Origin of the sequence: Frankia gtarii, assembly GCF_025403375.1 — a bacterium.
GTDB lineage: Bacteria > Actinomycetota > Actinomycetes > Frankiales > Frankiaceae > Frankia > Frankia gtarii.
In genome coordinates, this window is sequence record NZ_JAMPTM010000066.1 from 17,400 (window position 1) to 27,854 (window position 10,455).

Annotated in this window: 12 protein-coding genes; 3 read left to right on the plus strand and 9 right to left on the minus strand. The window is 70.9% G+C overall.

All coding sequences use genetic code 11. The features are described 5' to 3' along the window. Positions 1–26 precede the first annotated feature (26 nt). Positions 27–746, plus strand: a complete 720-nt coding sequence (locus NBZ83_RS12465) for an MOSC domain-containing protein (protein WP_261568833.1) — start codon at positions 27–29, stop codon at positions 744–746. A 157-nt stretch (positions 747–903) separates the two neighbouring features. On the opposite strand, the gene NBZ83_RS12470 is transcribed toward NBZ83_RS12465, so the two are convergent. From NBZ83_RS12470 to NBZ83_RS12490, 5 genes are all read right to left on the minus strand, one after another. Further along, a complete protein-coding gene (locus tag NBZ83_RS12470; RefSeq protein ID WP_261574989.1) occupies positions 904–1,188 on the minus strand; it encodes a streptomycin-6-phosphate phosphatase in 285 nt (94 codons plus the stop codon). Positions 1,189–1,745: 557 nt separating this feature from the next. After that, positions 1,746–2,336, minus strand: coding sequence for a hypothetical protein (locus NBZ83_RS12475; RefSeq protein ID WP_261568831.1), 591 nt, complete (start codon positions 2,334–2,336; stop codon positions 1,746–1,748). A gap of 2 nt (positions 2,337–2,338) precedes the next feature. Next, the gene (locus NBZ83_RS12480; RefSeq protein WP_261574990.1) at positions 2,339–2,716 is read right to left on the minus strand and encodes a PadR family transcriptional regulator; all 378 of its coding nucleotides are present in this window, start codon (positions 2,714–2,716) and stop codon (positions 2,339–2,341) included. Between the two features lie 176 nt (positions 2,717–2,892). After that, a complete protein-coding gene (locus NBZ83_RS12485) occupies positions 2,893–3,885 on the minus strand; it encodes an NAD-dependent epimerase/dehydratase family protein (RefSeq protein ID WP_261574991.1) in 993 nt (330 codons plus the stop codon). Between the two features lie 222 nt (positions 3,886–4,107). Continuing rightward, complete coding sequence (locus tag NBZ83_RS12490) at positions 4,108–4,770, minus strand: class I SAM-dependent methyltransferase (protein ID WP_261568828.1); 663 nt, start codon at positions 4,768–4,770, stop codon at positions 4,108–4,110. A gap of 924 nt (positions 4,771–5,694) precedes the next feature. Between NBZ83_RS12490 and NBZ83_RS12495 the strand changes: the two genes are divergently transcribed. Further along, positions 5,695–7,068, plus strand: a complete 1,374-nt coding sequence (locus tag NBZ83_RS12495; RefSeq protein WP_261568827.1) for a hypothetical protein — start codon at positions 5,695–5,697, stop codon at positions 7,066–7,068. A 387-nt stretch (positions 7,069–7,455) separates the two neighbouring features. Here NBZ83_RS12495 and NBZ83_RS12500 read toward each other — a convergent pair whose 3' ends face one another. Further along, entirely contained in the window at positions 7,456–8,262 is an 807-nt protein-coding gene (locus tag NBZ83_RS12500) for a methylenetetrahydrofolate reductase (protein ID WP_261574992.1), read from the minus strand. Between the two features lie 172 nt (positions 8,263–8,434). Then, positions 8,435–9,070 (minus strand): TetR/AcrR family transcriptional regulator, encoded by a 636-nt coding sequence (locus tag NBZ83_RS12505; protein ID WP_261574993.1) that lies wholly within the window; start codon positions 9,068–9,070, stop codon positions 8,435–8,437. Between the two features lie 88 nt (positions 9,071–9,158). On the opposite strand from NBZ83_RS12505, the gene NBZ83_RS12510 reads away from it, so the two are divergent. After that, the gene (locus NBZ83_RS12510; RefSeq protein ID WP_261568824.1) at positions 9,159–9,797 is read left to right on the plus strand and encodes a DsbA family oxidoreductase; all 639 of its coding nucleotides are present in this window, start codon (positions 9,159–9,161) and stop codon (positions 9,795–9,797) included. 92 nt (positions 9,798–9,889) lie between these two features. On the opposite strand, the gene NBZ83_RS12515 is transcribed toward NBZ83_RS12510, so the two are convergent. Continuing rightward, positions 9,890–10,042: a hypothetical protein gene (locus NBZ83_RS12515; RefSeq protein WP_261568823.1), complete on the minus strand. Its 153-nt coding sequence runs from the start codon at positions 10,040–10,042 to the stop codon at positions 9,890–9,892. A 52-nt stretch (positions 10,043–10,094) separates the two neighbouring features. Continuing rightward, a partial coding sequence (locus NBZ83_RS12520; RefSeq protein WP_261574994.1) for a methyltransferase domain-containing protein occupies positions 10,095–10,455 on the minus strand: 361 nt, incomplete at its 5' end.

The following is a 10,455-nucleotide window of genomic DNA, read 5'->3' on the forward strand; positions in this document are numbered from 1 at the left end:
GCGGGGGGCGAGGTCGGGAGGCCGGGATGAGTGGTGTGCACGGCCCGATCGGTGGGGTGCGAGGCCCACGGGTGGTGTCGGTCAACGTGGGTCTACCCCGCGCCGTCCCCCGCGGCACCGGTGGTGACGGCGGCACCGGCGGTGGTGTCGGTGGCGAGGTGATGACGGCGATCTGGAAGGAGCCGGTGGCCGGGCGGGTCGCGGTGCGCCGCGGAAACCTCGACGGTGACCGTCAGGCGGACCTGGTCAACCACGGTGGTCCGGACAAGGCCGTCTACGCCTACACCCTGGAGGATCTCACCTGGTGGGCGGGGGAGTTGGGCCGTGACGTGCCGATGGGGGCGTTCGGGGAGAACCTGACCATCGCCGGGCTGGACGCGGCCGGCGTCGTCGTCGGCGAGAGGTGGTCGATCGGGTCGGCGCGGCTGCAGGTCGCCCAGCCGCGCATCCCGTGCTTCAAGCTCGGGATCCGGTTCGCCGATCGCAGCCTGCCGCGGCGGTTCGCCACCGCCGGGCGGCCGGGGATCTACCTGCGGGTGCTGGTCGAGGGGGAGCTGGGCGCCGGCGACGCCATCGACGTCACGCCGGGTGCGCCGACGGCGGTCGGGGTCAGCGCGCTCGCCCGCGCCTACCACGGGCACGACGCTGGGCTGGCCGCGGCGGTGCTGGACGCCCCCGACCTGCCGGCGTCCTGGTACGACTGGGCCCGCGAGCGCACAGCGCCGCGCCGGCGCGGCCGGGTCTGACGCGGCCGGGTCTGACGCGGCCGGGTCTGACGCGGCGCAGGCCGCCGCAGGAGAAGGTCACCCTGACCGTCGCCCCGGAACATCTCGTCTTTCTGGAAGGCTGACCCTGTGCGGGCGCCGCGGAACCCTGCCGACGTCGCCGTGCCCGTCGTTTCTCCTACTGCGGTGACGTCCACCGGGGCCGTTCGCCCGCCGTCGGGCCTGGGCCGCCGGTCGCCGCCGGCACCGGGGCGATCGCGGCGCCGCCGTACTCGATGCGCCACGCCTGGGCGCGTGTGAACGCGCTGGCCTCGCGGACGGCCTGCAGCCGGGTCGGCCACGTGCGCGCCCCGTCGGGATCGTCGGTCAACCGCCAGCCGCACACGTCGGCGATGTAGCGGTGCTCGCCGTCCCAGGCGACCTCGATTCGCCACGCCACGCCCTGCTCCACACCAGCCAGCACAACACACACCCCCCCACCATGTCGAACGCTAGTTCGATATTCGTACCGGTTCCGGCTGTTCCCGGAAACAGCCCCCGGAAACAGCCCCCGGGAACATCCCTGCCGACCACGGCCTGTCGTGACCCCGCAGCCACGTACCCGCAGCCCGAGCCGGTGACGGCAGGGTGTGGACGCCTGCGGACTCGCTTTCGTTCCCGCCTTCGTTTCCGCCCTGCTTCGATTGTTGCTCAACGGGCCGCCGAGGTGCGCCAAGTCCACGCCGGCCCGCAGGTACCCTCGACAAGCATCCGCCGGCCCGCAGGCTCGACATCGATCGGGTGCGGAGCCTGCGCGGTGATGGGCGGGCTGATCCGCAGGCGGCCGGGCTTCTCGCCCGCGCGATCGCGATCGCGCCTGCGCGGATCCGCCTGGCCGCCGGGCACGACGTGGTGATTGCGCGGTTCCTGGGCCGTACGGTGTTCACCGAACAAATTGAACGCCTCGCCGGCGACGTCGGCGCCGGCTTTCCCGAAATCGCTCTGCTTGACGGCAAGGAGAACGCACGGCGAGGTGGGGAGTCAGCCCTGGTCGCCGTATCTCTGCCCGTCGGCAGCCAGCGCGGTGAGGTGACGCTGGCGCTGCCAGGCGGCGAGCAGCCGCCACATCCGCCCGGCGACGAAGGCACCGGCGAACATGAGCACGTAGACCAGCGGCGTCCAGGCTCCTCCGACGGAGGTGTGCGTTCCGTCGCGATAGGTGAACGTGGCATCGCTGGTCAGGTAGGCGATGCCGGCCCAGTGGAAGGTGCCGGTGGCATCGGGGGCCGCCGTGGTGATCCCGGCGTCGAAGGCGCTCCGGCCGGCGTGGTCGACCAGCATCATGACGACCTCGACGGCGATGAGGGTGAGGGCGGCGGCCGTCCAGGACGGCCGCCGCGACAGCTCGCCGTACTCGGCGCTGACATAGCCGGCCGCGAGGATGCGCAGGTCACCCAGCTGTCGCACGGCCTGGCGGGCGCCGACGTCCGCGGCGGCGGCGTGGAGGTTGTCGCGTAGTTCCCGACGCCGGGCGGTCCGGGATCGGCGCGGCAGATCCTGCAGCCGGGTGTTCATCGTCCACACGACGCGTTCGATACGAAGGCGGTCGAACGTGCTCGGCGAGGTGGCCATCGTCAGGTGTCCTCCGTGGCGGTGGGCAAGGTGGTGGTGGATGGGTCGGGAAGGCGCCGGACCAGCACGGGGTGGACCACCGCGGCCAGCGACAGCCAGCTTTCGGTGCCCTCGCTCAGCGCCTGGGATCCGGCCGGGGTCGGCCGGTAGTACTTGCGGGCCGGACCGGAGCGGGAGGCGACCAGGCGCCCCTGCAGCCGACCTTCGCGTTCCAGGCGCGCCAACGCCGGGTACACGCTGCCCTCGCCGATGTCGCTCAGCCCAAGCTCGCGCAGCCGCTGGACGACTTCGTAGCCGTAGGACTCCCGCTCGGCGAGCAGCCGCAGCAACAGCAACGACAGGACGCCCTTGAGGAGCTGGGGGTCATGCGTCGGAACCATGGAAGAAAACTAAGTCGAGTACCTGGCATAGTCAAGTAGTAGGCGACGGTGCCCGACGACGAGCCGGCGACCACGAGGGCTACGGGGCTGGCCGACGGGTCAACCCGACCGGGTTGACCCGTCGGCCCGACCGGGACGGCTCTTCGTCCCGGTCGGGCCGAGTTCTTCCGGGCGGGTCAGTCCACCAGCTCGCGCAGGAGCCTGCGTTCCTCCTGCTCACCGAGGCCTTCGTGGCCCTGCGCCGGGCCGCCGCGGGCGGTGTCCCAGGCGAGGGTGTCCGCCAGGGTCTGCGCGAGCGGACGGATCGTCAGCCCGGCGGCCGTCGCCCGCGAGACGTCGACCTCGTTGATGGCCTCGCACCCGGGTGCGGCGATCCACAGGGGAATCCCCATCCACGGGTTGACCCCGGCGGCGATCAGCCGCTCGCTCGACGCCCAGACCGTCGTGGCCGGCGCGCCGGCGTGGGCCTGGCAGGCGTCGAAGAACGCGCCGAACGCCAGCGGTCGGCCGGTCACGTTGAACACCCCGCCCACCCCCGACGTCGCCGAGCGCAGGATCCAGCCCGCCAGGTCGCGCACGTCGATGAACTGGGCGAGGTCCGCCGGGTCCCCGGGCAGCAGGATGCGCCCGCCGCGGGCGAACCGGCGCGGCCAGTAGGCGAAACGGTCCGTGGGATCATGCGGTCCGACGATCATGCCGGGGCGGACGATGAGCGCCCGCGCCCCGAAGGCGTCGCGCACCAGCCGTTCGCAGGCCGCCTTCCGCGCGCCGTAGAGCTTCTCCGGCGCCGTGTCGTCGTCGAGTTCCAGCAGGTCGCCGTCCTCGTTCTGCGGGGTGCTCTGGTCGGCCAGCACGGACAGCGAGGAGACGTAGACGTATCGGCCGACCCGGCCGCGCAGCGCGTCGAGGGCGCGGCGCACGACCGGCGGGTCGTAGCCCGCGACGTCGACGACGAGGTCGAAACGGCGGCCGGCGAGCGCGGACAGGTCACGGGTGCGGTCCCCGAGGACCGTCTCGGCCGCGCCGAACAGCCCGGGGTTGGTCTGACCGCGGTGGAACAGCGTCACCTGATGGTCGTCGGCCAGCGCGGCCTCGACCAGGGTGCGGCCCACGAAACGGGTGCCGCCGAGGATGAGAATGCTGCTCGGTCGGGAGATGGTACTTGGCATGATGTGCGACTCCGGACGAGGTGAGAATGTCCCGGGCCGCGGCGGGGGGAAACCGTCTCAGTCGGCGACCCGGATGAGGGCATCGCGAAACTCGCTCACCGCACCCATAGGACCGTCATCTCCCTCATGCGACTCCGACAGCGCCAACCCTAGCAGCGGCCCGCCCACCGCCGCCCGGGGTTTTTCGGCACCACGAACAGAGTCCCGGCAGCTCCTGGGCGGTCAGGTAGCGATGGCCTTCACCTGCAGCCAGCTCATGCGCCGCTGCTCCTGCTGGACGGCGAGAAGCGCAAAGCCGGCCTGTTCGATGAGGGTCAGCAGGTCGTCACGGTCGTGGTGGACGAACCAGCGTCGCAGCGCCACCGACGGCGGATAGTCGTCCCGGTAGGGAGCGGCTTCCCAACCCTCGCGACCACCGAGGGAGGTGGACAGGCCCAGCACCCCACCGTCGCGCAGCAGCGATCGCCAGGCGCGCAGCGTGCTGGCGACCTCGCGGCGGGGAACGTGCAGCAGCGCGGCGTTGGACCACAGGCCATGAAAGGCCGCCGGTTTCAGGGGCGGGCGGCGGATGTCGCCGGCGGCCGTGCGGCCACCGGCGGCCCGCGCCAGCCGCAGCATCTGCTCGGACAGGTCAAGGCCGACCGCGGCCATCCCGGCATGGGAGAAGACCGCAAGGTCACGGCCTGGACCACACCCGAGATCCGCGATCAACGCCGCGGCCGGCAACAGGTCGCAGAAACCCGATCTCCACGCGGCCAACGGCGCCGAGACCTGCGCGGTGCGGGCCGCATAGTCACCGGCGACGCGGTCGTAACTGGCCCTCGTCGCCGCGACGGGATCACGGTCATCGTCGCTTTCCGCACGTGGGACTGGAACGGCAGGCATGATTTCTCGTCCATCTCCTGGGGGCTGGAGTACAGGGCCTGCCATGGGAGGCACGGCCGGAATCCCGTGTCGGCATTGGTGTAGGGGTCGCGCGCTGGCCGGCGGGGTGTCGCTGCGGTAGTCGAAGCAGGCGTCGCGGTTCCGAAAGGTAGGGCGGATGGTGTCCGAGTCGTCGGCACACCCCGCGATGCCGATGCCGGCACCGTGCGCATGTCCGCCGCCTGGTCGGATCAGGCCGTCCAGACCGCGCTCACCCGGGTCCGATGTCTGTCACCTGCGGCGCTGTTGTCACCTGCGGCGCTGTTGAGCCGGCGCAGCCGGCCGCTCGCGCTGCTCGCCATGGTCGCACACCTCGTGGAGCACCATCGTCCGGCTCGAGGAGCCCCTGGGCGCCCGGTCGGTCGTCGACGCCGCCACGCCCGACCCGGGTGACACCAGGAAGGCACGCCTGGCCTGGCTCGCCGCACGCGGCTGACGCCCACCGGCGCAAGGCGGACATCCACGTTGCAGGAGTCGATGGTCGGGTCGTCGCCGGGGATGTGGCAGCAATCGACGAGTCGTGGCGGGAATCCTGCGGCTGGCCGTTCCGATGCCTGCGTTGCTTCCGTGCTGGAGATCGCCGTGGTGCGGAGTTTTCCCGCGACAAAACTTCGCGAACGTTTCTCTTCGAGGGGAACGCCGGCACTTCCTGTCGGCTTCCTTACAACAACCTTCCGCTGCCGCTGCGCGCCTAACTGGGTGTCGAGCGCAGGCGAGGTCACCACCATCCGGTAGAAGCCGAAACACCGGCGACGCCACGGCGGTCACCGGATTCCGGGTGACTGCCGCGGAGGATTTCGGTCTGCGGTCGGCCGGAACTCGACGGAGTGTGAACGCGCACCCGAAACCCACCTGAACGTCCATCCCTCGGAAAGGAACACGGAGATGACGGACACGGAATTCTCGGCTGCCCAGCTCGGGATTCTCGCGCGGGACCAGGTCCCGGCCGGGTCGAACGTCGACGGGCAGATCGGCCGGACGGAGATACTCGGCCGGGCCCAGTTCTGGGTCAACCACAAGGTGACCTACACCCAGTCGGCTTCGGCCCCCGACCCGCGGGGGCGCAGGTACCGGCGGGACTGCTCGGGCCTGGTGTCCATGGCCTGGCATCTGTCGTCCAGCCGCACGACGTACACCTTCGCCTCCTGGTCGGGGAAGGTCCGCCTGCCGAGCCTGCATGACCTCAAGCCCGGCGACGCCCTGCTCAGGAGCGAGCACATCGAGCTTTTCGTGAAGTGGAAGAACAAGGCGAACCACGCCGCGGGCGCGTACGTGTACTCCTTCAACCACACCGGGGAGACCGTCGAGAACCCGACGGCACCCACCAACCAGGGAAGGCTCGGTTTCGACAGCTGGAGCGAACTCAGCACCTACACGCCGATCCGTTACCGGAAGGCGGCCAACGCCCCGCGGCCCGCGCTCGTGATGGCGAGGATTTCCCGGTCGGCCGGTTCTCCGCCGCCGAACTCGGACGGTTCCCTGGTGCGTGAGCCCGACGGTGGTATCAACCTCATCGTGGGTGGCGTGCCCTTCGAGCTGGACCCGGCGGAGTACGCCGCTCTCGGTTCCCCGCAGGTGCGCGACGTTCCCGCCGACACCCTCGAGGACATGCCGGAGCTGATGCGTGACGGCACGGTGGTGCGCATCGGTGACGGCACCCGTTTCCTCATCGCCGGTAACGCGAAGTACCGTCTCACCCCCGCGGACTGGGATGTCCTGGGCACGCCGTCGTCGGTCACCGTGCCCACGCGGCTCGTCGACGTTCTCGACGTGCTGCCGATCGACGACACGTTCCTGCGGGATGTGGTGACGCACACCGTCTGGCAGATCCTCGGTGCGGCGAAGTACCCCCTGACCCAGGCCGAGTACACCAGTCTCGGAAGCCCCGCCTACGTCGACGTGCCGGCGGGTTTCCTCGACGCCGTCGCGAGCCGTACGCCTGTCGGCAGCTACTTCCTGCGTGATCCCCTCAGCGCGACGATCTACCAGGTCGTCGCCGGCGCCGAGCATCCGCTCAGCGCCGCCGATTACACCGCGCTCGGTCAACCGGACTTCATCGACGCCCCGCTCGGTTTCGTCACGACCCTCGCGCTGGTGCCCCGGGACCACACCTACCTGACCCGCAACACCGACGGGGAGATCTACGAGATCCGGAACGGCACCCGCCGGCAGCTCACCGCCGAGGAGGCCGCGGCGTTGGGTGAGGTCGACTGCACCACCGTCGCCGACGGTTTCCTCGACGCGATCCCGAGCGCCTGACCCTCCGCGGCGCCCAGGAGAACACGCACGCAGCACGGGCTGTCTCGCCCGCCCACGTCTGCACGGGCGGGCGAGACAGCCCGTGCCCGGAACCGTCCGGCGTCAGCCCGGTCTCCTATCCCGGGCCCGCGGTTGGCCCGGGGCTCGGGTCCGGGTCACCAGCCGCCAAGGAGCTCTCCACATCGCTGACGTCGTCGAGCAGGTTGCCTGCGGGCTGCCCGGCTGGCCGCGGGCGGCAGGAAGATCGCCGCCGCGCGCGAGACGGATCGCCACCGGCGCTGGGTCCAGTGATCGCCCGCTACCGCTCCCTGACCGCTTTCAGCGGGGGGTTACGGCCGCGCTATCCGGCAGGGGGTACCAGGACCGTGCGAGAAACGGCCCGGGGGGTTAGAGAAGGTCCTCAAGTCGGGTGGCGACCTGGCGGTAGCGGCTGACCGGAACGAGGTGCACACCGGCGAAGGCGCCGCTGTCGCGCAGCCGTAGCACCTGGTCGCAGGCCGCTTCGACCCCGGCCGTCTGGTCCCGTTCGACCGCTTCGACGAGGTCGTCGGGGATGTCGATGTCGGGGATGGTCGCGGCGAGGCGGCGGGCCATCCCGGGGCTCGCGAGGACCATCACGCCGGCGTAGACCGGCAGTTCGACCGGATGGGCGTCGCGCCAGCGCAGCAGGGCGTCCACCGAGTAGTTGACCTGCACGAACAGGAAGTCGGCCGCTCGTTTCCATGCGGGCAGTGGACGTAGGCCGGCCGCGGCGCCGACCCGGAACGCCGGCATGTCCGCGAAGACCGGATCCTCGCTGGCCGCGCGGGCCTCGTCCATCATCGCGCGCACGGTCAGGTCGCTGGTCCGGTTCCCGGCGGTGGGTTTGTCGCCGTGGACGAACAGGAACTCCTCGACGCCGTAGGCCGCGGCGGTGAGCAGGTCGCGGCGAAAGCCCAGCAGGTTACGGTCGCGGGAGTTCACGCAGGCGATGCTGCGTCCCCCCATCGTCTGCACCTCGTGGGCGACGGCGATGCTCGACACCGTCGCGCGTCCGATGTGGTTGTCGGGGATCAGGAACGCGTCGGTGACGGGGCTCAGGACGCCGATCTGGTGGCGGGCGTGGGTCAGGTCCGGCCGGGTCGGCGGCTCGATCTCGCAGATCAGCTCGAAGCCGCGCGCCGGACGTTCGTGACCCGCCGTGGATTCCTGCATCCGGACAGGATAGGACGCCACAATCCACCGACCACAGCCACACCGCACGGGTGCGCTGCGCCGCTGTGGCGCACCGTAGGAACAGTCTGGGCAGGAGACCCCGACTGCGACATGTCCGGCTGCGCCGGGTGCTTGCCGCCGCCGTCAACGGGGCCACCGAGGAGGGATCCGGTCAGACCTCGGTTCGATCCCACGCCGGGGACACCGGCGGCAGCGCGGGACCGTCGCTGCGCCACGCCACGAGGAAGGTGGCCACGAGCCGTGGCCACGCCTCGGTGGCCGTCGCGGCGTCGGCGGCGAGCAGGCCGTTGACCGCGCGGAAGAGCATGAGCAGGTCGCTGCAGTGCAGGTCCGGGCGCACCACCTTGGCGTCCAGTGCGTTCTGCACGATGGCCTGCAGGTCCCGGTAGGTCCGGTCGAGGTCCTCACGCAACGCGGGGGTGCCCAGCCCGGGTGAGGAGAGGACCTCGGCGAAGGCGCGATCGGCGATCTGGCGTTCCACCACGAAGTGGGTGTACGACGTCAGGGCCCCCCACGGGTCGTGGTGGGACCGGGCCCGTTCTGCCTCGGTCCGGGCGGCGTACTGGGCCATCTGCTGGCCCAGGACGTCCGAGGCGAGCTCGTCTCTGCTGCTGAAGCGCCGGTAGAGAGTCGCGCTGCCGACTCCGGCCTCGGCGGCCACGTCGTCCAGGGACACCGACAGGCCGTTTTTGGCCAGCAGCCGCGCCGCGGCAGCCAGAATCGCGGACCGGTTGCGTTCCGCGTCGGCCCGCAACGGCTTGTTCGGGCTGCCGCCGCCGGGAGTCATGCGGCCAGCGTAACCTAAACGAATGATCTTCCCCACTTCGTGGTAGCTTCCTATGTGGGGGAAGTCCCCCACATAGGCGGGGAGCGAGATGAGCACTGTGCGCGTCGACATGTGGACCGACCTCGGATGCCCGTGGGGCTACGTGGGGCGCCGTCGCCTGGAACTCGGGTTCAAGCAGGCGAACCTGGACGCCACGTTGGACCTCAGGCTGCACGCGTTCGAGCTGGACCCGGGTGCCAGGACCACGACGATCTCCATTCCGAAGATCTTCGTGAAGAAGCACGGTGGCACCATCGACGACGCCATCGCCGCGGAGAGTCGGGTCGCCGCCCTCGCGAAGGAGGTGGGCCTGCCCTTCACGACGGACCGGTTTGCGTCCAACACACACGATGTCCTGCGCGTCCTGCAGCTCGCCACGGCCCAGGGGCTGGCAGCGTCCTGGTTCGCCCAGCTCCAGCGCGGCTATTTCGGCGGCACCATCAACCCCTTCGATCCCGCCGAGCTCACCAGGTCGGCCGTGGCCGGAGGCATGGACGCCGAGGACGTCTCGGACGTGCTGTCCGGCAACCGCTTCGGCGCCGAGGTGGCACGCGACCGCGAAGAAGCACTCGACCGGGGTGCGACCGGCGTGCCCTACATGGTCATCGCCAACCGGTTCGCGCTGGCCGGCATCGCGACGGTCACCGACTACGCCCGCGCCTTCACCTCACTGACCACCCGGGTCTGACCACCCACCTCGTACCCCCGAAGGAGACAGGAACATGAGCGGCTGGGCGGAGAAGTCCGTCACCGCCATCGGTCACGGCGGGAGAAACCGCCTCAGTCGGTGACCCGGATGAGGGCATCGCGCAACTCGCTCATCGCACCCGCAGGACCGTCATCGCCCTCATCCGACTCCGACGGCGCCAGCCCTGGCAGCGGCCCACCCGTCGCCGCCCGGGACTGATCGCCGCCCGGGATTTCCAGCACCACGAACCGGATCAGACCGGTCCCGGATCGTCCGTTAACGGCTGCTGTTCCGGCGTTAGATGTCGCCGGCGGCCGTGCGGCCACCGGCGGCCCGCGCCAGCCGCAGCATCTGCTCGGAGGCGTCGACGCCGACCGCGACCATCCCGGCATGGGAGAAGACCGCAAGGTCACGGCCTGGACCACACCCGAGATCCGCGATCAACGCCGCGGCCGGCAACAGGTCGCAGAAACCCGACCTCCACGCGGCCAACGGCGCCGAGACCTGCGCGGTGCGGGCCGCATAGTCACCGGCGACGCGGTCGTAACTGGCCCTCGTCGCCGCGACGGGATCACCCTCGGCGCCGTTGTCCTGCGGTGCAACCGCATCGGGGGGCATGGGTCCGTTATCCCGCTGTTGGGCGCTGGTGGGCAAGGCC

Excerpts from the sequence above, each read along its gene's own strand:
- NBZ83_RS12465 (WP_261568833.1), top strand. The coding sequence starts at position 27 with ATGAGTGGTGTGCACGGCCCGATCGGTGGGGTGCGAGGCCCACGGGTG.
- NBZ83_RS12475 (WP_261568831.1), bottom strand. The coding sequence starts at position 2,336 with ATGGCCACCTCGCCGAGCACGTTCGACCGCCTTCGTATCGAACGCGTC.
- NBZ83_RS12480 (WP_261574990.1), bottom strand. The coding sequence starts at position 2,716 with ATGGTTCCGACGCATGACCCCCAGCTCCTCAAGGGCGTCCTGTCGTTG.
- NBZ83_RS12485 (WP_261574991.1), bottom strand. The coding sequence starts at position 3,885 with ATGCCAAGTACCATCTCCCGACCGAGCAGCATTCTCATCCTCGGCGGC.
- NBZ83_RS12490 (WP_261568828.1), bottom strand. The coding sequence starts at position 4,770 with ATGCCTGCCGTTCCAGTCCCACGTGCGGAAAGCGACGATGACCGTGAT.
- NBZ83_RS12495 (WP_261568827.1), top strand. The coding sequence starts at position 5,695 with ATGACGGACACGGAATTCTCGGCTGCCCAGCTCGGGATTCTCGCGCGG.
- NBZ83_RS12500 (WP_261574992.1), bottom strand. The coding sequence starts at position 8,262 with ATGCAGGAATCCACGGCGGGTCACGAACGTCCGGCGCGCGGCTTCGAG.
- NBZ83_RS12505 (WP_261574993.1), bottom strand. The coding sequence starts at position 9,070 with ATGACTCCCGGCGGCGGCAGCCCGAACAAGCCGTTGCGGGCCGACGCG.
- NBZ83_RS12510 (WP_261568824.1), top strand. The coding sequence starts at position 9,159 with ATGAGCACTGTGCGCGTCGACATGTGGACCGACCTCGGATGCCCGTGG.